This window comes from Arthrobacter sp. P1_B11, assembly GCF_056406715.1.
Map to the genome: position 1 here is coordinate 57,920 of NZ_JBFTZQ010000010.1, position 19,925 is coordinate 77,844.

The window sequence follows — 19,925 nt, forward strand, 5'->3', positions numbered from 1 at the left end:
GTAAATTCTGGAATTCAACGGGCACCAGCCCGACTTTGCCGCCAAAATACATCATTTGTGATATTTTTTTGTTATGACACAACAGACTGCTGAACACGTTGGACTCATGCTCCGCGACGCCCGCGGGCAGAAGGGCTGGACCCAGGGGCAGCTCGCCGCGGAACTCGGAACCAGCCAAAGCGCCGTCGCCCGAATGGAGCAGGGCAAGCAGAATCTGAGCCTGAAAATGATCCAGCGGCTTGAGGCGATATTCGGCCAGAGCATCGTAAAGCTCGGCAAGTCCCAGATGACCCACCTCCGCGTGGAAGGCGGCCGGACACTCTCTGGCTCCGTTGACGTCAACACCAGTAAGAACGCCGGCGTCGCACTGCTTTGCGCCAGCCTTATCAACCGCGGCACCACCACACTGCGCCGGCTGGCCCGGATCGAGGAGGTCAACCGGATCGTCGAGGTGCTCGTGAGCATCGGCGTCGAATGCATCTGGCTCAACGACAACGATCTGCAGCTCCGCCGGCCCGCCGTGCTGGACCTGGCGTCCATGGACGTTGAGGCTGCCCGCCGCACCCGCAGCGTGATCATGCTCCTCGGCCCGCTGCTGGACGAAACGGCACAGTATCGGCTGCCCTACGCCGGCGGATGTGACCTTGGCACCCGCACAGTGGAGCCGCACATGCAGGCGCTGCGCCAGTTCGGGCTTTCGGTGGAGGCCACCGCGGGCTTCTACACGGTGCAGGCGCCGACGTCGGACGCTCTTGACCGTTCCTTCGTGCTCACCGAGCGCGGAGACACCGTCACCGAAAATGCCATCATGGCCGCCGCCCACCGGGGCGGCACCACCATCATCCGCAACGCCAGCCCCAACTACATGGTGCAGGACCTCTGCTTCTATCTGCAGAGGCTGGGAGTGGAGATCGACGGCGTCGGAACCACCACGCTGAAGATCACCGGCAAGCCGTCCATCGACGTCGACATTGAATACTTCCCCTCCGAGGACCCCATCGAGGCGATGAGCCTCATCACCGCCGGTATTGTGACGAATTCCGAGGTGACCATCCGCCGCGTGCCCATCGAGTTCATGGAAATCGAGCTGGCCACGCTGGAGCAGATGGGCCAGAAGCTCGAAGTTTCGGGAGAGTACATGGCCCGCAACGGCCGCACCCGGCTGGTGGATGTGACCACCAAGCCCTCTGAGCTGCGGGCGCCGGAAGACAAGATCCACCCGATGCCGTTCCCGGGGCTGAACATCGACAACCTGCCGTTCTTCGCCGTGATTGCCGGCAACGCCGAGGGCCAGACCATGATCCACGACTGGGTCTACGAGAACCGCGCCATCTACCTCACGGAGCTGAACAAGCTGGGGGCCCGGGTGCAGTTGCTGGACCCGCACCGGATCTACGTCAACGGCCCCACCCGGTGGCGTGCCGCGGAGATCGGCTGCCCGCCTGCCCTCCGCCCGGCGGCGTGCCTGCTGCTCGCCATGCTTGCGGCGCGGGGCGTGTCTGAGCTGCGCAACATCTACGTCATTGAGCGCGGCTACGAGGACCTGGCCGAGCGGCTCAACACCATCGGCGCCAAGATCGAGTATTTCCAGGACTAGGTTTTCCCAGACCAACAGAGCGCGAGCGGAGGCTTGAGGCCCTCCGCAGAGCGCGAGCGGACACTTCCGCCCCTCGGGCCAGCCTGCCGCAGGGCCCCCAGTGATCGTTCGCGCTTTTCGTCATGTCAGGGACGTTTCGGCTGGTCTGACGGACAATGTACGCATGCGGACTTTTGGGGTCGAGGAAGAACTGCTGATCGTGGACCCGGGCAGCGGGGAGCCATTGGCGCTCGCTGATGCGCTGCTCTCCGGCCGGAAGCTCGCGGCCGACGACGCCCCGGACAAACCGCGGCTGCTGCAGAAGCAGACCAGACCCGCTTGCGACGACGGGATGGGCTTGAGTGCCGAGCTCAAGCTCGAACAGATCGAGACCCAGACCCGGCCGTGCCTGGATTATGAGGAACTGCTCCGCCAGATACGCGCGGGCCGGGCGATGGCCGATGAGGCCGCCCAGCGGCACGGCGCACGGGTCGCGGCGCTCGCAACCTCCCCTTTGTCCCTCGCAAGCCACACGACGCCGGACCCGCGGTACGCCCGGATGCTCGAGCGCTTCGGCCTGACCGCCCAGGAGCAGCTGACCTGCGGCTTCCACGTCCACACCTTCATCGAATCCCAGGATGAAGGCGTGGCGGTCCTGGACAGGATCCGGGACAAGCTGGCCGTCCTGATCGCGCTCAGCGCCAACTCCCCCTTCTGGCAGGGCGTGGAAACCGGGTTCGAGAGCTACCGTACCCAGGCCTGGAACCGCTGGCCGACATCTGGCCCCACCGCCATTTACGGGAGCCTGTCGGCGTACCGGCGGGTGGTGACCCGCCTGCTGGACAGCGGGGTGCTGCTGGATGAGGGCATGGTCTACTTCGACGCGCGGCTGTCCCGGAACCACCCCACGGTGGAGGTCAGGGTGGCCGACGTCTGCCTCCGGGCCGAGGACGCCGCACTGATCGCCGTCCTGGTCCGGGCGCTGGTGGAGTCCGCCAGCAGGGAATGGCACCAAGGCGTGGAGCCGGCCCCGGTTCCCACGGTGCTGCTGCGCATGGCGGCGTGGCAGGCCAGTAATTTCGGCCTCCGCGGCGAGCTGCTGGACTTCGGCAGCTTCCGGCCCGCGCCCGCCGCGGAGGTGGTGCGCTCGCTCGTGGATTTCCTGGAACCGGTGCTCACCGAGAACGGCGAAATCGACCTGGTGCGGCAAGGGGTCGAGGAGATCCTCTCCCGCGGCACCGGCGCTGCAGAACAGCGCTGCGTCCGGGAGACTGTGATGGAGAAAGCCGCGCCCGACGACGGCGGGCTGGGTGCCGTCGTCGCGCACGCCGTGCGGGCCACGCTGCGGGGGACGGTCGGCTATGCCGACGCGGAAGCAGAGCCCGTGCCGGAGCTGCTGCGGGTCCGCCAGTCCTGACCTCCTATCTGAAGCGCGCCCCGGACATGCGCTGAGTGGCGGGGAGGTTTCCGATGGTCATTTCCCGGCAAACCGCACGAAATATTGTCTGGCTAGGGTGGAAGCACAAGATCCACTCGGGGAAGGCATGACCATGCGTGTAGGTGTCATCCGGGCTTTGACGACGTCAGACCGGCGTCTGCTCAACTCCCACGGAAAGCTGCTGCAGGAATCTTTCGGCTTCGAGGTGACGTCGCGCTGCATTCCGGCCCAGCCGTCGGGCGTCTACGACGCAGAGTCGCTTCGGCTGGCCGTTCCTAAGGTTGTGGAACTGGCGCTCGAAATGGCGGGTGAGGTTGACGCCCTGATTGTCAGCTGCGCCGCGGACCCGGGACTGGCCGAGGTGCGCGCCCTGCTGGATATTCCGGTGGTCGGGGCCGGCTCGTCGGCTGCCGCCGCCGCGCTTACGTTCGGCGGGCGGGTGGGCGTGCTGGGCCTGAAGCACTCGGTTCCCGGACCCATTTCCGACGCCCTCGGCGACCGCATGCTGCTGATCGACGGGCCGGAGGGCGTGGAAACGTCCGAGGGGTTCCTCATGCCGACGGGTATTTTCGATTCCCTCGCTGCGGCCCACATGCTGGTGGATGCCGGTGCTGACGTCATCGTTGAGGCGAGCACCGGCCTGACGAGCATCGGCATGGCGGATGTCTTGCGCCGCAGGCTGGGCATACCCGTTATCGATCCCGTTGTGGCTGCCGGTTCCATGCTCGTCTCTGCGGTGGCGGCCCGGGAGCTGCAGGCAGTCTAAGGGCTTGCTAAGCACCCATCGTGGACGCCTTCGCGCCCGCCACGGCTGACCGGGCCGTCCTCCTGTGTGCCTTCCACCGGTTTGCCGAGCTGGCAACCCGCGTGCACAGGGCCCAGTAGGCCAACCCTGCGGCAAGCGAGGCGGTGACGGCCAGCGCGGGGCTGATCCCGGCCAGCGGCGGAAAGACCAGCCAGTGGACCAAGTAGGCGTACAGAGAAGCGCTGGCCAGCACCACCGTCAGGCGGCGGAGGCCCGTCGGCACAGGAATGGCCGGCAGCCACACCAGCACGAGTATCCCGATGAGGAGTGTTGCTTCCCGGTTCGCGTTGTCGAAGAACCCGGGAACAGTCAGCGCTGCAATGGCCGACACGGCGCAGCGGTGGCCCAGGTTCCGGGACCGCGCAATCGCCCAGCCCAGTGCGAAGAGCCAGAGTGCCGGCGCTGTGTGTGGCACTCCGGGGTCGATAATCCCGAAGCGGGTGAGAAGCCCGACGCCGGTCAATGCCAAGGGGAAGAGCAGGGGGAAGCGCCGCTCGGCACGGCTTGCCCACGGGATGGCGAGCAGGGCGGTCATGCCGACGAGCAGATAGACGAGCACCTCGATGAACCAGAAGTGCCACCGCGTGGTCACGGCCTCGGGCCCGATGATGGCGTTGAGGAGCACCACGTTGGCAGGACTGTATCTGTCCGTGATCAGGTACGCTGCACCGATGAAGGCCATGCTCGGCACCGCCACCTTGGCCGCGCTCCTGAGCTGCCGCCGCAGGCGGGGGAGCCGTTCCCCCGAGAGCTGGAAACGCGCAAAGTTGTAGCCCGCCACGGCCATGAGAACGTGGGCCGTCCCTTGCAGGCTGAACAAGCCGACGTGAGTGCTGACGATGCAGACGATCGCGGCCGCCCTGAGGACGATGCTGGTTTCCAATGGTGCGAAGAACCGCCGCAGCTTCCGGACTGGCACATCCTCGCGGCGCGGTTCCAGATCGCGGACGGGCGTCAGATGCCAGTCCGCCGGAAGACGCCCCAGAGCCTGCTCGAGCCTGACGGATGCCGCCACATAGGACAGGGAATCGCCGCCAAGCGAGACGAAGGTGTCGCTGTCGGAGATGTCCGCACGCTCCAGGGTGTCCTCGAAAATCCTTCTGACGTTGTCCGGCCCCGTTGCGGCGGCGGGCCCCGATGCCGGCTCCGCCGGCTTGGAACCGGAAAGGGCGAGAACTGCCGGGTAGTCCAGCTTGCCGGTGGCCAGGCGCGGGAGATGTTCGACGGCGTGCACCTCGAGGGCCGCCCGCGGCAGCCCGATACCCTGCGCGAGGACCTTGCTGAGCAGCCGCGGGTCGTGCTCGCCCTCGACGGCGACGACGAGTCCCTGGTCCGTTCCCGCACTGGCCGCCTGCACCCCGAGGTCCGCGAGCATCCGTTCCACCTGACCGAGGTCCACGCGCAGTCCCACGATCTTGACGAACCGGCTGCGCCGGCCCACCACCTCGTAAACTCCGGCGGGATGCTGCCTGGCGAGGTCGCCGGTGCGTAGCTCATGGATGGTCCGGCCCGCTGCGAGATCGTCCGGGCTGCCGGCATAGCCCAGCATGACGTTCGGGCCTGTGTAGACGAGCTCCCCGTCGTCCAGCCCTGGGACAGGATCGATGCGGAAGCTCCCGCCGGGCACCGGGGTCCCTATGGCGCCGGGAAACGTGCTGGCGAGTTCCGCGGGCAGGTAGGACATCCTGGCGGTGGCCTCCGTCTGGCCGTACATCACGAATAAATCCCAGCCGTTGCGGCGTCCCAGCTCCGCGTAGCAGCGCACGTTCTCCGGGGCCAGGCGGCCGCCGGCCTGGGTGACGTAGCGAAGGAGGGGCAGGTCCATGTCCGCGAACCCTACCCGTTCCAAAAGTTCAAAGGTGTAGGGAACGGCCGCGAAGGACGTCGCCGCCTGGCTTCGGAACAGGTCCCAGAAGCACGGGTCAACGACGGAGAGGTCAGTGAGCACCAGGCCGGCGCCGCGGAGCAGGTGGCTGTTGATCACGGACAGCCCGTAGCAGTACGACATGGGCAGCGTTGTTGCCGCGCGGTCGTGCGGACCGATGCCGAGGTAGTCGGCAATGGACTCGGCGTTGGACTGCAGATTCTGGTGTGAGAGCCGGACGAGCTTGGGGGAGCCGGTGGAGCCTGACGTGCTGAGCAGGAGGGCAAGATCCGGATGCAGTTGGTGCCGCGTCCCGGGCCGGCGTTCCTCCAGGACGGTCTGCCCGTTCGCGGACCTCAGGATGACGTCGGGATCGTAGGCCGCCACGAGGGACTCCAGGGCAGCCGGTTTGTCCTCCGGAAGAAGGATCAGCGGATGGCCGGAGGTCAGCGCCGCCAGGTAGGCGACGAGCGAGTCGAGGTCGTTGGCGGCGGCCAGCGCCACGAGGCGCCGCTCGGTGCCGAGCCGGAGGGCAAGGGCATCGACGCGGTCCGCCAGGTCCCGATAGGTCAGGGCTTGTCCGTCGGTGAGGATGGCGGGCCTGTCCCCGTGGCTCGCAAGATCCGCGGCAAAGGACGCCCGCGCGAAATCTAGCTGCGTGGTCACCCGGACGATGATATTAGCCAAGCCTTACCTAAGTAAAACTGTGACGGGTCTTGTTACGTCGCCTGAAATGTGTCGCTTCAGGCTCCTACAAGGCTGCGGGCGGCTGCGGTGATGTGGCGGGCGGAGATGCCGGCGGCGTCGAGCAATTCCTGGGGTTTGCCGGACGTGGGCAGTGACCTGACGGCAAGCAGGACGGTGTGGAGTTCGGGGGTGTCTGTGCCGGCGAGGGCTTCGAGCACGGCGGATCCGATGCCGCCTTCGGGGTAGTGGTCTTCTGCGACGACGATCCGGCCGCCGGTCTCGAGGCAGGTCCGGCGCAGGGTCTCCGCGTCGATGGGTTTGATGGAGTAGAGGTCGATGACGCGGGCTTTGATCCCGGCTTCGGCCAGTTGCCCCGCCGCCATGAGGCATTCGTGCAGCGTGACCCCGGCACCGATGAGCGCCACGGCGTCATTGGGGCCCGCGCGGTGGACTTTGCATCCGCCGAGCGGGAATTTTTCGTCTGGCCCGTAGATGACCGGGTAGGCGCCGCGGGTGGCGCGAAGGTAGGAGATTCCGGCGGTGTCCGCCATGGTCTGGACGAGTTGGGCGGTGGAGGGGGCGTCGGCGGGGTAGAGCACGGTGGAGGTGTGCACGGCCCGCATGGCAGCGATGTCCTCCAGTGCCATTTGCGACGGGCCGTCCTGGCCGATTTCGACGCCGGCGTGGGTGCCAACCAGCCGGATGCTGGCCTGGGAGACGCCGGCCATCCGAATGAAGTCGAAGGGCCGGGATATCAGGAACGCGGCGAAACTGGCCGCGAACGCCACGTAGCCGCGGACCGAGAGCCCGACGGCGGAGGCGATGAGCTGCTGTTCGGCGATAAACATTTCGAAGTACCGTTCCCGGGCAGCGTCCTCGAATTCACCGGCGTGGGTCGAGTTTCCCACTTCGCCGTCCAGAACGACGGTTTCGGGACGCGCGGCCAGCGCGGATACAGCGGCACCAAAGGCGGCCCGGGTCGCCACCTCGTCGCCCACCTCCCAGCGGGGCAGGCGGACAGATGCCAGGGGGTTGGGGGTGATGGCGGGTGTGCCCGGTTCGGGCAGAGCCGTGGTTATCCGCAGGCTGCCGGGCCCGCCGAGGGCTGCCACGGCGCGTTCGGCCATGTCCTTCGGAAGGGCTTTGCCGTGCCAGCCGTTCTGGTCTTCGATTTCGGGCACGCCTTTGCCCTTAATGGTTTTCGCCAGAATGACGGTCGGCTGGTCGGGATTGGAGCGCGCGCGGGTGAGTGCGTCGTCGATCGCGGCAAGATCGTGGCCGTCGATGACGAGGGCGTCGGCCCCGAAGGCTTCCACGCGCCGGGCGTACCGGTCCATGTCCCATTGGAGTTCCGTGGGCCCGTCCTGGCCCAGGCGGTTGACGTCCACGACGGCTGTGAGGTTGCCGAGCTTGTAGTAGGCGGCCTTGTCCAGGGCCTCCCACATGGACCCTTCGGCCAGTTCGCTGTCCCCGCACAGCACCCACGTCTGGTACCGGAGCCGGTCCAGGTACCGTCCGGCCAGTGCCACGCCCACCGCGGCCGGCAGGCCCTGGCCCAATGATCCGGTGGCCACATCAACCCAGGGCAGGACCGGTGTGGGGTGGCCTTGCAGGCGGCCGCCGAACTGCCGGTAGGTATTGATCAGTTCGTCCTCATCGACCACGCCCACCGCCCGGTACATGGAGTACAGCAGCGGGGAGGCGTGGCCCTTGGAAAAAATGAGGTGGTCATTGGCAGGCAGCGATGGCTGGTCCCAGTCATAGCGGAGGTGCCGCTCGAGCAGGACGGCCATGAGATCCGCAGCCGACAATGATGAGGTGGGATGGCCGGACCCGGCCTGTGTGCTGCACCGGATGGAGTCCACCCGCAGTTGAGCGGCCAGGCTCCCGATGACGCCGGCCTGTGCTGCGGTCATCGGCGCCGGGGCCAGTCCCTGATGTTCGGTCATCGCAAATCACCTTTCGCCGGCTCAAAGGCGCCCTCGTGTCCGGAACGCCTATACCTGTCATACCCGCAAGCCAGTGCCTGCGGAAGACGTGAGTTGTCCGCCACCGCCCATAGACGTGTGTGAGGGGTGGCTGTGTGGTGGCGGCCGGTAGTAAAGTCAGCCCACCAATCAAGGAGGCTCCCATGGCTATGCAAGTCCACCACGTAGCCCAGCTCGACCGGGACGTGGCGCACGAAGTCACCCAATGGCTGAAGTACCTCAAGGGCCAGGTGACAAGCGTTCAGTTCCTCACCACCACCATTCCTGATCCCAAGAACCCGGAGAAGTGGCGGGTGCAGTACGAGGCCTACATCACCTACCAGCAGTAGGCTTCAGGGCTGCAAACTCACTCAGATCTGCTTGAGCGCCTGCTCCAGGTCCGCGATCAGGTCTTCCGGATCCTCCAGGCCCACCGACAGCCGCACCACGCCGTCGCTGAGCCCGATGGCTGCACGGCCTTCCGGGCCCATGGCGCGGTGCGTCGTGGTGGCCGGGTGGGTGATGAGGGACTTGGCGTCGCCCAGGTTGTTGGAGATGTCGATGATCTTCAGCGCGTCCAGCAGCGCGAAGGCGGCTTCCTTGCCGGACCGGCCGCCCGACGTCGCGAGTTCCAGTGTGAGCACGGTGCCGCCGGCCTTCATCTGCTTTGCGGCCAGCTCGTACTGCGGGTGGGACTTCAGCAGCGGGTACTTGACCCAGCTGACGGCGGGCTGTTCTTCAAGCCATTCGGCCAGGCGCAGTGCGGTGGCCGAGGAGTGGTTTACGCGCAGCGCCATGGTCTCCAGGCCCTTCGTGAGCACCCAGGCGTTGAACGCGGAGAGTGCGGGCCCGGTGTGGCGCATGAGCTGTTTGACCGGCCCGTCGATGAATTCCTTGGTGCCGAGGATGGCGCCGCCCAGCACGCGGCCCTGGCCGTCGATGTGCTTGGTGCCGGAGTAGACGATCACGTCCGCGCCGAGGTCGCCGCAGCGCTGCAGCAGGGGTGTGGCAAAGACGTTGTCGACCACGACGGTGGCGCCGGCCGCATGGGCCAGTCCGCTGACGGCGGCGATGTCTACGATCTCCTGCATCGGGTTGGACGGCGACTCGAAGAAGACGGCGGCGGTGGGCTCCGAAAGGGCAGCGCGCCACTGCTCAAGGTCCGGTCCGTCCACGAAGACCGTCTCCACGCCCCAGCGCGGCAGGATTTCGTTCAGGATCACAAAGCAGGAGCCGAACAGCGAGCGGGCGGCCACCACACGGTCCCCGGCACCCAGCAGGGCACCCAGGGCGGTGAATACCGCCGACATGCCGGACGCCGTCGCAAAGCACGCCTCGGTGCCCTCGAGCAGGCGGAGGCGTTCCTGGAAGGTGGCCACGGACGGGTTGCCGTAGCGGGAGTAGACGAAGCGTTCGTCCTCGCCTGTGAAGGCCCGCTCGGCCGCGGCAGCGGACTCGTACACGAAGCCCGAGGTCAGGAAGATGGGTTCGGTGGTTTCCTGGAAGTTGGTGCGGTCCAGCCCGCCGCGGACGGCCTGGGTTTCGGGGCTCCAGCCGGCGGCATCTTGATTGAAGGTCACTTAGTTCTTTCCCAGGTTCGTTGGGAGGCCGCGGTTCTTCCAGCCGTTGACGGTGCGCTCGCCGTAACGGTCCGGTTCGCCTTCAAAGCCTTCGAGGACGTTATACGAGGTGAAGCCCGCCTGGGTCGCTGCGACGGCGGCCGCGATGGAGCGCTGGCCGGACCGGCAGAGGAAAACGAGCTCCGTGGAGGTGTCCGCCGGAGCCTGCTGCTTCAGCTGCTCGATGAATGCAGGGTTGGGGATGCCGCCCGGGAAGGTCCACTGGATGAACAGCGGGTCATTCCGCTGATCGTTTGCGGTTGCGGTTTCCGGGATGCCGATGTGGGCCCATTCGCCCTCGGTGCGGACGTCCACCAGGATGGCGCCGTCTTCGAGTTTGGCCCATGCCTCCTGCGGCGTGAGGTCTCCCGCGTAGCTCATGCGTGGCCCTCGAATGCTTCGGCGTTGAGGTCATCGTCCGAGTCCAGCCGGTCCACGGCGGTGGCCACCGCTGCGTCGGCCGTGGCGATGGCGGCGGGCAGGATCACGGCCTGCGCCACGATCACGTCCCTGCCGTTGAAGGCGGCTGCGGGGCTGCCGTGCAGCACATACCCCTCCGCCAGGGCAGCGGAGATGCGTTCACAGAAGTCGCGGTTGTCCGGCCCCGTGATGAGGCGGTAGGACAGCTTTTTCTCAGGTTTGTCCTGCTGGGACGGCAGGGTGTCGCCGGCGGGGGCGTCCGACATGACGGATCTCCTTCTCTCACGCTTGCAGCTCGAAGTGGTCGATATGCCGAGTATTCACCTGAGGCACCCCGCCGCGAAAGGGAGGGTTGCCGACCGGCCAGTCAGGGCTTGGCGCCGGTTCTCATTACTCCCCAAAAACGTAACACCGACGACGGCGGCTGGCACCGCCGCCGTCGTCATGTTCCGTAACGCTCGACGCCGGTTGCTTCGGTTACAAAGCCGCTGGCCGGGGGGATAATGACGGGAGATGAACCACCGTAACGCCGGATGAAACCAGGCAACAGTGAACGCGTCGAACGCCAATACAGTCAGTCCCATGCTGCATTTTGGATGGTTTGTGGGCCACGGCTTTGGTGTGCAGGGCTGGGGGACGCCGGGCTACGGCATCGGCTACGACTGGAAGAAGCCCTCGCTGTACCAGCATGCCGTGCGGGAGTTCGAGCGGGCGGGCCTTGACCTGTTCATCATCGAGGACTCCCTCACCGTCCCGGACACCTACGGCGGCAGCGCGGAGGTGAGCCTGGCGCAGGCATCCTTCGCGCCGAAGCACGATCCGCTGGCCCTCGTGCCGTACCTGCTGTCCGCCACCGAGCACCTGGGGATCGTGCCGACTGTCAGTGCCTCGTTCTATCCGCCGTTCACCGCGGCCCGGCTGCTGGCCACGCTCCAGCACTTCTCCAACGGGCAGCTGGGCTGGAACGTGGTGACGTCCGGCAGCGACCTCGCCGCCCAGAACTACGGCCTGGACCAGCAGATCGAGCACGACCTCCGCTACGAGAAGGCCGAGGAGTTCGTGGACGTGGTCCGGAAGCTTTGGCGGAGCTGGGACGGGGACGCCATCGTGGAGGACGCCCAGGGCGGCGTCTTCGCTGACCACACCAAGGTCCGGCCCATCCACCACGCCGGCGAGTTCTTCAAGGTCCGGGGTCCGCTGAACACGGCACCCCTGCCGGAGGAGCCCGTGCTGGTGCAGGCCGGGGCTTCCCCGCGCGGCAAGGCGTTCGCCGGTGGCAATGCCGACGTCGCGATTGCGCTGGCCCGCGGAGCCGACGGCATGAAGGCGTACCGCGACTCCATCCGCTCCGAGGCGGCCGCCGCCGGCCGGAACCCGGACGACGTCAAGGTGCTGTTCGTGCTCAAACCCACTGTGGTGGGCTCCAAAGCAGAGGCGGAGGACTTGCGTGCCGCGCGGAAGGAACTCACGCAGCGGGACATCGACAGCCAGCTCAACTCGATCTCATACCTGTCCGTCATCGACTTCAAACAGTTCGACCTGGACGAGCCCTTGCCGGACCTCACCACCAACAGCAACCAGGGAACGCTGGAGCACTTCTCCAAGGCTGCCCCGCCGGGCTCGACCCTCCGTGAAGTCCTGCAGGCCCGGAGCGGCGGCGCGGGGGACAGCATCGTCGGCACAGCCGAGGAAATCGCGGACCACCTTGAGGAAACGGGCGCCGCGGTGGGCGGGGACGGCTTCCTCTTCTCCGGCTTCGTTGACCCGGCCACTGTCCACGGGGTGCTGGACAAACTCGCGCCGGTGCTCCGGCGCCGGGGACTGCTGCGGACGAGCTACGGTGACGGCGGGTTCCGCCGGAACCTGCTGGATTTTTAGTGCCATGGCCGGAGTCAGAGCGTCCGGGGGCCTTTTGCCGGGAGTCCGGAGGGGCAGCTTCCTGATCGGAACGGCGCACCTCCGCGCCGCCGACGTCGCGCAGGCCGCCGCTGATCCGTCAGTGGAAGTCGTCCTGAGTGCGGAAGCAACGGAGCTCATGGGGCTGTCCCGCGACGTGGTCCAGGCTGCCATCGATTCCGGCCACAGGGTCTATGGGCTCAATACGCTGCTGGGATCGGGCCGGGACACGGCTGTGGAGGAGGAGTCCATCCTTGCCTACCAGGTTCAGGTGGTCCGCTACCACCACAGCGGCGTGGGGGCGCTGCTCGCGCCGGATGAAGTGCGCGCCGTCATGCTCGCGAGGCTCGTCGGTTTCACCCGCGGCGGCTCGGGCGTCCGCCCCGAAACAGCCAGATTCTATGCCGAACTGCTCAACCGGGGAGTGGTTCCTGCCGTTCCACGCGACGGTTCCGTGGGCTCCTCTGACCTGACGCAGCTGGCCGCGGTGGCCGCCGTCGCCATCGGCGAGGGGCAGGCGCTGGCCCCCGACGGCAGTCTGGTGGCCGGTGCCGCTGCGCTCGCCGAGGCCGGCCTTGAGCCGCTGGTCCTGGCCCCTGGCGAGGCACTGGCGCTGGTCAGCGCCAACTCCTACTCAATCGGCGCCGGCGCGCTCGAGCTCGGCCGGCTCCTGCGGTTTGCCGACCTCGCGGATACCGCTCTGGCCCTGTCGCTGGAGGCAACCGCAAGGTACGACGGCGGCGGGAACCTCAGCCCGTTTTCGCCGGCCGTGCAGTCGGCCAAGGCGGTGGACGGCCAAAGAATCTCGGCCGCCAATGTCCGGCGGCTGGTGCGCGGCGGCTGGCTGGAGGACCCACGGCGTGAAGCCTCGGTGCAGGATGCCTTGTCCTTCCGTGCCGCGCCGCAGACGCACGGAGCCTTCCGCGCCCAGATCACCGCCCTTGCCGATGCGCTCGAGGTGGAGCTCAACGGCCGGGGCGACAACCCGCTGACGGATGTGGTCGCCGGCCGGATGGTTTCCGGCGGGAACTTCCAGCCGATGCAGCTGGCGCTGGCCTTCGAAGCCCTGCGCCTGGGACTGGCGCACGTGGGCATCAGCAGTGAACGGCGGATCGCCAAGCTCTACCCGCCGCAGCGGCTCATCCGGCAGCTGAACCTGGCGGCGGCCCGCAGCGGCACGGCCCTGGCGTCCGAGGAACTGCCGGGCCTGCTCTGGTATTCGGCCGCGGGGATGGCGGCCGAACTGAAGTTCCTCGCGGCGCCTGCAACACTGGGCGCCCCCACGCTGTCCGCCGATGTGGAGGACCACTCGACGCTGGCCCCGCTGGCGCTCCAGCAGCTGGAGCGCTCGGTGGAGGTCGCCGGCAGACTCCTCACGATCGAGGCGCTGACGGCCGCCTATCTGCTGGCGGAAGCGCAGTCAGCGCACACCCGCGGGAGCGAGTCCGCGGATGAGGTGCGGCCGCTCGGCAAGGGGACCGGCGTCGTCGTCGTCCTTTTATCAAAGCTGCTGGCCGAGCAGCTGCCGGCGGCAGCCCTAGTGGAGCGGGGACGGGACGAACTGGGGGAACTGCTGGCGGTGCTCCCGGAGCTGCGACTCCCGCCGCCGGGTGACGTGGACGGGTCGGGAGGAGAAACATGAGCACCATGACAGGCAGGCACGAGCCGCCACGGCATGCGGCGCCAGTCGTGGATCTGGGGGCAGACGCCGGGTCCGTGCTGGCGAAGGTGGGCAACACGCCGCTGGTGCCCCTGCCCGTGCTGAGCCGGGGCCTTGGCAGCACGGTTTTCGCCAAGCTGGAATCGGAGAACCCGGGCGGGTCCATCAAGGACCGGACGGCCCTGAGCATGGTCCGCGCGGCCGAGCGCAGCGGCGAGCTGCAGCCCGGCGGCACGATTGTGGAGAGCACGTCAGGGAACACCGGGATCGGGCTGGCCCTGATCGGAGCCCTCACCGGGCATCCAGTGGTGGTGGTGACAGGCGAGTCCATCTCCACGGAAAAACTTGAGGCGCTGCGGCGCTATGGTGCACAGGTCCTGTTCACGGACTGGAGCGCCCCGTCGGATTCGCCGGCAAATGCGAGGGCGGTTGCTGCCCGCATCACCGCCGAAACCCCGGGCGCGTGGCGGCCGCTGCAGTTCGACAATCCAGCCAACCCGCGGGCGCACTACGACGGGACGGCCCCGGAAATCTGGGAGCAGACGGCTGGAAGGATCACGCACTTCGTGGCGGGGGTCGGCACCGGGGGCACCATCACGGGGAACGGCCGGTACCTGAAAGAGAAGTCCGCCGGCCACGTGGAGGTGATCGGCGCCGATCCGTACGGCTCGGTCTACAGCGGCGGTCACCCCGGACAGATCCTGGTGGACGGCGTGGGCAACTCCTGGCCCAGGCCCGACTGGCCGAAGGTCTTTGACCGCGGCCTCCTGGACCGGTTTCTCCGGATCCCGAACGACGAGGTGTACACCACGCTGCACCGGCTGCTCAATGAGGAGGGCCTGTCCCTGGGACCGTCCTCGGGGCTGACCGTGGCCGCAGCACTCCGCGTGGCGCGGGCGGCGCCGCGCGGGTCAGTGGTGGTGGCGATAGCTCCGGACACCGGCAGCAATTACCTGAGCAAGGCCTTTAATCCTGTGTGGCTGGCGGACAACCACATCCATCTGGCCGCGGACCTGGCAGAGGAGTAGTTCCCCGGCCCGCATCTGCTTGCATCAGGAAGCGGGGCCCTTTGTCAGGAAGCGGGGCCGCTCGCGGCGGACTCGCGTTCAGACTCTGTCCAGGCGTTCCAGTCCAGCGGGTGCACCGACGGCCGGCCCAGGAGATAACCCTGCGCCGCAACGATGCCGAGCTCGGTGACCGCAGCGAGTTCGGCCAGGGTTTCGACGCCCTGTACCGCGAAGGCGGCACCGATGTGACTGGCGAGTTCGGCCATGGCGGTGACTCGGGTCCGCTGTCCCTCCGAGCGATCGATGTCCGCGATGAACCCGCGGTCCAGCTTGATGATATCGGGGTGGAGTTCCAGGACCTGGTCCATGGAGGTGAATCCGGCGCCGGCGCCGTCCACGGCAATCTGCAGTCCGCGGCGGCGGAGCGGTGCCAGGGCTGCGGTCAGCGACTGGTACTGGTCTCGGGGGACTGCGCCGTTCAGCTCGATGACGATCCGGTCGAGGGCCAGCTGGGAATGCTCCAGCAAACCCTGGATCCGGGGATCCATGCACGTGGCCGGCGTGAGGTTCAGCGCGATGAAGAGGTGCGCGGGGACCGTCTGGGCTGCGGTGAGTGCCCGGAGCAGGGCGGCGATTTCGAGATCGGTACCAAGACCAACGGATTCTGCCTCGGTGAACCAGTGGTCGGCGCTGGCGCCGTCATCGCTGACGAACCGGGTGAGGGCCTCGACGCCGATCACGTTCCCGGCCGGAAGGCTGCGGATCGGCTGGAAGGCCGTCATGAGCATCTTGTCGCCAAGGACGGCTTCGATCCGGTTCCTGCTGCGCCGCGTGAATGGAACCGGGACAGGCTCGGCTGCCCGGATTGGCACAACTTCGGCCCCTTCATCCTCGCTGTTGGTGATCGCTGTGGTCGCAGTGAGGTGCTGGAGGAGCGCACGTTCGGGGTGATCGGGATGCGCCGCCACCAGCTCGCGGAGTTTGCTGCGGGTCCAGTCGCTCTCAGGATCGGACTCCGCCAGCAGGACGTCGATAATTTCCTGGGCCTGCCAGCGCACAGTTATTTCACCCACGTCACCTGGCAAGGCTGCCTGGGCCCCCCGGCCCTCGGTGGGTAGTGAGTTTGTCAATGAAGGAAGGGAGGTTTCATCCCTGGACATCGGCTATTCCTTTATGGATACTCGCTCCGGCTGAGCCCGGAACCGGGCCCTGCTCCGCTGCATCCCTGCGGGATGTGGCGGGCGGGCCGTTCTAGAAGCGTACAACGGCTGTGAGCGACTTGTCTGCTTTATTCAGTACCCACATTTCACGTGCAACTTTACGCGCATCAGGGCAGCGGCCTTGGGCCGAGGTCCTTCGCGGCCGGGCCTTGGATGACGGCGCCGTCGATGGCGAACCGGGAACCGTGGCAGGGGCAGTCCCAGCTCACGTCCTCCGCGTTGAACCCGACGGTGCAGCCGAGGTGGGTGCAGACAGCCGAGACGGCCTGAACCCTCCCCGCGGGGTCGGTATAGACAGCTGTCAGCTCTCCGTCCAGGTCAACCACCGTTCCTGCTCCGGGCGCAGGGATTGCGAGGTAGGGCTGGACAGCCGGCCCGGGAGCCGCACTGTCCGGCGGGGCGTCCTCCGCCCGGGATTGTGCCGCCGCCGTCATGGGCGTGGGCCGGCTGCTGTCAAACATCGCCGCCCAGGGGTTGTGCCGGCCGCAGAGGGCGTCCGTGAGGATGAGCGCAGCGGCGGTGCCGTTGGTCAGGCCCCATTTGCGCAGCCCGGTGATCACGTGGACGTGCTTGGCGTCGGGGAACAGGGGGCCGACGTAAGGCAACCCGTCCACGGGCATGGCGTCCTGGGTGGACCAGCGGTAGGCGGCCTCGCCGGCTCCGAGGCGCTCGCGGGAGAAGGACGCCAGCCGGGCATACCGCGGGGCGGAGTCGCCGCCGTCGGACACCCGGTGCCCCTCACCTCCGGTGAGCACGTAACTGGCGCCATCGACGTCGACGGTCAGGATGGAGCGCATCGGCTCGTCAACGCTGATGAAGGTGGCATCCAGGGTTGGCCCGCCGGCGCGGCTGGCGACGATGTAGGAGCGGTGCGGGTAACACCGCGCGTCGAAGGATCCCCGGTCCCCGAACGGCACATTCGTGGCCACGATGACGTCCCTTGCCCGGACGGAACCTTGCTCGGTGTCCACCACGGCCGGCCCGCCGTCCCGGAGGCCCACGGCCCGGGTCTCCTCGAACACGAAGCTGCCGTCGCCGTCGACCGCGTCGGCGAGGCCCTGAAGGTACTTGAGTGCGTGGAGCTGCGCCTGGCCGTCGAAGCGGACGGCGCCCCGTACTGGAAAGGGCAAGGGAACATCGGTGGTGAAGGAAGACGGCAGGCCGAGCCCGGCAGCGAGGTCGGCTTCTGTCCTGACCAGGTCCAGGGCCGCCTGCGATTCTGCGTAGGTGTAGTTGGCCACGCGCCGGAAGCCGCAGTCGATGCGTTCCTCCGACACTGTGCGGGCTATGTGCTCGAGCGCGGCCTGGTTGGCCTGCCCGTAGGTGCGCGCGGTGGCGTTACCGTGGCTTTCAGCGAGTTCGGAGTACACGAGCCGGTGCAGCGACGTGACTTTGCCGGTGGTGTGGCCCGTGACTCCGGTGCCCACCCGCGCCGCCTCGATGACCGCGACGGTCTGGCCGGCACGCTTGAGGGCCAACGCCGCCGTCAGCCCAGCCACGCCGCCGCCGATCACCGCAACATCGACCTCGACGTCGGCATCCAGCTGCGGATAGCCGGTGGTTCCGGCGGTCGCCACCCAGAGGGACACCGGCTTGCCTTCGGTCCGCTCAGTCACGGCCCCACCTTTCCTCGGGCGGGGCCTGCCGGCGAGGACCGCTCACGTGTATGACATGTCCGGCTCATTGCCGCTGTCGTCCTGCACCCAGGTGGTGAAGTCCGCCAGCGACATGAAGCAGTAGTAATCGCAGTACCGCAGGTTCTTTTTCTCCGCCTTGCTCATGACAGTTATTCGTCACCCGCGGCTGCAAGGATGGCGGCCGGCTACCAACACGGCCAATGGCAACCAGGGTTATCCAGTCCATGTGAGCTCCTCCTGTGCCAGACCATACCTGTAACGCGTCCGGGAAGGAACGGGCTCGAAGCTACGCGTTGGCGGGACGCGCGCGGCGGATCGGGAACATCGTCTGCGGGGGCCCGGCGGCACCCAGGAACTTCAGGATCAGGGCGTTGACTGCGTCCGGCTGTTCGAGGGGAAGCGCGTGCGATGCGCCCGGTATGACCCCCAGTTGGCCCTCAGGCAGCGCTTCGTAGAGGGCGACGGTATGGGACAGTGAGACGAGGTCGTCGTCGCCGGACAGCACGAGCGCCGGACTGCTGATCTGCGCGACGTCGGCAGCCGTGAGCGTCGGCTCTGCAGCGAACATCGCAAAACTCTTGTTGACGACCTCAGCCAGGTGCCCCGCTCCGTCAGGGGAGCGTTCGATGTAGGCCTTGCCCAGTTCCTGCGCCATCGGCGAATCGGGATCCATCTCCACGGGAACCATGCCGTCGTAGTGGAAGTTCGCCCCGATGACCACGAGCTTCCGCACCAGATCGGGCCGCTGCAAGGCGACGAGCAGGGCGATGATCCCGCCGTCGCTCCACCCCACCAGGTGGGCCGAGCCCTCCACGACATTTTCCAGCACACCGATGGTTTCGGCCGCCATGCCGGCGTAGTGGAAGTCGGCGTCGGTGTCGGCCGTGTATCCGTGGCCGCGGCGGTCGAAGGCGACAACGCGGAAGCTTTCGGAAAGGCCCGGCCCGATGCTGTTGAGCAGCTCGTCGCTGTTGCTGAGGCCCCCGTGCAGCAGCAGGAGCGGTGTGCCTGACCCGCCTTGGTCCTCGACCCATGTCGGGTGCCCGTTGATTTCCACTGTGCTGGCCATGGTTCGCTATTTTCCTCCAGGCCGGCCAGCACCACAACCGCCGGCGGGCGTTTACTCGATCCCGGCGAACAGCTCGTTGAGCTCGGCGGTCAACTGCTTCCGCAGTGCCGGCGTGCCGATCTCTTTGCCGTCGATGTGGTTCACCGGCGCCAGCAGCCTGATGCTGGAAATCAGCCAGACGGCGTCAGCGTCAAACAGGTCCTGGGGCTCCAGCGGGCCGTAGCCCAGCTCCCAGCCGGCCGCCTTGGCGGCCGCGAACAGCGCCCCCTGGGAGGTACCGGCGAGGATGCCGCTGTCCAGCTGGGGTGTGATGAGCCGCTTGGCCGTTTCGCCGTCGTCGGACGTTTCGACGTGCGCCAGCAGAACGGTCGACGTCGGGCCCTCCAGCACACGGCCGTCTGACGATGTGAAGATGACGTCGTCGGCGCCCTGCTTGTGGGCGTGGCGCAGGGCGGCCATATTCACGGCGTAGGAGAGCGTCTTGGCGCCGAGCAGCAGCCACGGGGCGCGTTCGGCGACGTCACTGTCGTAGCCCCGGTCCAACAGGATGACGTCGATGCCCGCCTCGCGCTGCCGGCGTCCGGCGGCGGCCACAGCCGACACCTGGACCCAGCAGGTGGGGGCGGAGGCGCCCTCCGCTCCGCGCGTTACCAGGAGCTTGACCACGGCCTCGTCCTCCTCGGGCGACGCCGCGGGGTTGTCGGAACGGAACGCCGCGACGCCCGTCTCGATGGCCCGCCGCCAGGTCTCCTGGCCGGGGATTTCAAGGTCCAGGGCCCGTGCAGAGCCGCCCAGGCGGTCCAGATGCGCCTGGATCTTGCGGGTCCGGCCTGCCACGGCGAGCATGGACTCGAAAACGCCGTCGCCGCGCGTGGCTCCTTGGTCGGTGGCCATCAGCTGCGGCTGCGCGGGGTCGGCAATCCGGCCGTATTCATAGTCCGGGTCGAGGAATACCAGCACGGTGGCGGAGGCAGGAGAAGTCATGCCTCAAGCTTAGTGCGGGCCGTCCCCGATAGGCTGTGCTGGACCGTCCCTTCCGGAATGCCTCCGAGGGCAAGAC

The 19,925-nt window shown here is 67.5% G+C and carries 17 protein-coding genes and 1 riboswitch; of the genes, 7 read left to right on the top strand and 10 right to left on the bottom strand.

The window, feature by feature from the left end; all coding sequences use genetic code 11:
• Nucleotides 1-73 precede the first annotated feature (73 nt).
• The 3 genes from AC1D14_RS10545 to AC1D14_RS10555 all read left to right on the top strand — a co-directional run bounded on the left by AC1D14_RS10545 (nt 74) and on the right by AC1D14_RS10555 (nt 3,780).
• Complete coding sequence (locus tag AC1D14_RS10545; protein WP_476968450.1) at nt 74-1,597, top strand: UDP-N-acetylglucosamine 1-carboxyvinyltransferase; 1,524 nt, start codon at nt 74-76, stop codon at nt 1,595-1,597.
• Nucleotides 1,598-1,760: 163 nt separating this feature from the next.
• Nucleotides 1,761-2,993, top strand: a complete 1,233-nt coding sequence (locus tag AC1D14_RS10550) for a glutamate--cysteine ligase 2 (RefSeq protein WP_230119193.1) — start codon at nt 1,761-1,763, stop codon at nt 2,991-2,993.
• Nucleotides 2,994-3,126: 133 nt separating this feature from the next.
• The gene (locus AC1D14_RS10555) at nt 3,127-3,780 is read left to right on the top strand and encodes an aspartate/glutamate racemase family protein (protein WP_476968451.1); all 654 of its coding nucleotides are present in this window, start codon (nt 3,127-3,129) and stop codon (nt 3,778-3,780) included.
• Nucleotides 3,781-3,787: 7 nt separating this feature from the next.
• Here the strand turns inward: AC1D14_RS10555 and AC1D14_RS10560 are convergent, their stop codons facing one another.
• Nucleotides 3,788-6,349 (bottom strand): AMP-binding protein, encoded by a 2,562-nt coding sequence (locus tag AC1D14_RS10560; protein WP_230119223.1) that lies wholly within the window; start codon nt 6,347-6,349, stop codon nt 3,788-3,790.
• Nucleotides 6,350-6,426: 77 nt separating this feature from the next.
• The gene (locus AC1D14_RS10565; protein WP_476968452.1) at nt 6,427-8,319 is read right to left on the bottom strand and encodes a transketolase; all 1,893 of its coding nucleotides are present in this window, start codon (nt 8,317-8,319) and stop codon (nt 6,427-6,429) included.
• Between the two features lie 182 nt (nt 8,320-8,501).
• Here AC1D14_RS10565 and AC1D14_RS10570 point away from each other — a divergent pair, with 182 nt between their 5' ends.
• Nucleotides 8,502-8,687 (top strand): hypothetical protein, encoded by a 186-nt coding sequence (locus tag AC1D14_RS10570; protein ID WP_230119196.1) that lies wholly within the window; start codon nt 8,502-8,504, stop codon nt 8,685-8,687.
• Between the two features lie 21 nt (nt 8,688-8,708).
• Here the strand turns inward: AC1D14_RS10570 and AC1D14_RS10575 are convergent, their stop codons facing one another.
• The 3 genes from AC1D14_RS10575 to AC1D14_RS10585 are packed head-to-tail and all read right to left on the bottom strand — an operon-like array spanning nt 8,709 to nt 10,642.
• Entirely contained in the window at nt 8,709-9,917 is a 1,209-nt protein-coding gene (locus AC1D14_RS10575) for an O-succinylhomoserine sulfhydrylase (protein WP_476876252.1), read from the bottom strand.
• The gene (locus AC1D14_RS10580) at nt 9,918-10,337 is read right to left on the bottom strand and encodes a rhodanese-like domain-containing protein (RefSeq protein ID WP_230119198.1); all 420 of its coding nucleotides are present in this window, start codon (nt 10,335-10,337) and stop codon (nt 9,918-9,920) included.
• Entirely contained in the window at nt 10,334-10,642 is a 309-nt protein-coding gene (locus AC1D14_RS10585; RefSeq protein WP_230119199.1) for a DUF1737 domain-containing protein, read from the bottom strand. The genes AC1D14_RS10580 and AC1D14_RS10585 overlap by 4 nt, the downstream gene beginning before the upstream one ends.
• Before the next feature lie 13 nt (nt 10,643-10,655).
• Nucleotides 10,656-10,771, bottom strand: a riboswitch (SAM riboswitch).
• A gap of 187 nt (nt 10,772-10,958) precedes the next feature.
• Here AC1D14_RS10585 and AC1D14_RS10590 point away from each other — a divergent pair.
• The 3 genes from AC1D14_RS10590 to AC1D14_RS10600 are packed head-to-tail and all read left to right on the top strand — an operon-like array spanning nt 10,959 to nt 14,960.
• Entirely contained in the window at nt 10,959-12,254 is a 1,296-nt protein-coding gene (locus AC1D14_RS10590; RefSeq protein ID WP_476876251.1) for an NtaA/DmoA family FMN-dependent monooxygenase, read from the top strand.
• Between the two features lie 4 nt (nt 12,255-12,258).
• A complete protein-coding gene (locus AC1D14_RS10595; protein WP_476968453.1) occupies nt 12,259-13,914 on the top strand; it encodes an aromatic amino acid ammonia-lyase in 1,656 nt (551 codons plus the stop codon).
• Nucleotides 13,911-14,960, top strand: coding sequence for a PLP-dependent cysteine synthase family protein (locus AC1D14_RS10600; protein WP_230119202.1), 1,050 nt, complete (start codon nt 13,911-13,913; stop codon nt 14,958-14,960). The genes AC1D14_RS10595 and AC1D14_RS10600 overlap by 4 nt, the downstream gene beginning before the upstream one ends.
• A 44-nt stretch (nt 14,961-15,004) precedes the next feature.
• Here AC1D14_RS10600 and AC1D14_RS10605 read toward each other — a convergent pair whose 3' ends face one another.
• The 5 genes from AC1D14_RS10605 to AC1D14_RS10625 form a co-directional block, all read right to left on the bottom strand.
• The gene (locus AC1D14_RS10605) at nt 15,005-16,012 is read right to left on the bottom strand and encodes an EAL domain-containing protein (protein ID WP_476968454.1); all 1,008 of its coding nucleotides are present in this window, start codon (nt 16,010-16,012) and stop codon (nt 15,005-15,007) included.
• A 254-nt stretch (nt 16,013-16,266) separates the two neighbouring features.
• Nucleotides 16,267-17,775 (bottom strand): FAD-dependent oxidoreductase, encoded by a 1,509-nt coding sequence (locus AC1D14_RS10610; RefSeq protein ID WP_476968455.1) that lies wholly within the window; start codon nt 17,773-17,775, stop codon nt 16,267-16,269.
• Between the two features lie 42 nt (nt 17,776-17,817).
• Entirely contained in the window at nt 17,818-17,940 is a 123-nt protein-coding gene (locus tag AC1D14_RS10615; protein ID WP_290369768.1) for a hypothetical protein, read from the bottom strand.
• A 142-nt stretch (nt 17,941-18,082) separates the two neighbouring features.
• Nucleotides 18,083-18,865: an alpha/beta fold hydrolase gene (locus AC1D14_RS10620; protein ID WP_230119205.1), complete on the bottom strand. Its 783-nt coding sequence runs from the start codon at nt 18,863-18,865 to the stop codon at nt 18,083-18,085.
• A 51-nt stretch (nt 18,866-18,916) separates the two neighbouring features.
• Nucleotides 18,917-19,849 carry an aminodeoxychorismate lyase gene (locus tag AC1D14_RS10625; RefSeq protein ID WP_230119206.1) on the bottom strand — a complete coding sequence of 311 codons (933 nt, stop codon included), beginning with the start codon at nt 19,847-19,849 and terminating at the stop codon, nt 18,917-18,919.
• Nucleotides 19,850-19,925 lie beyond the last annotated feature (76 nt).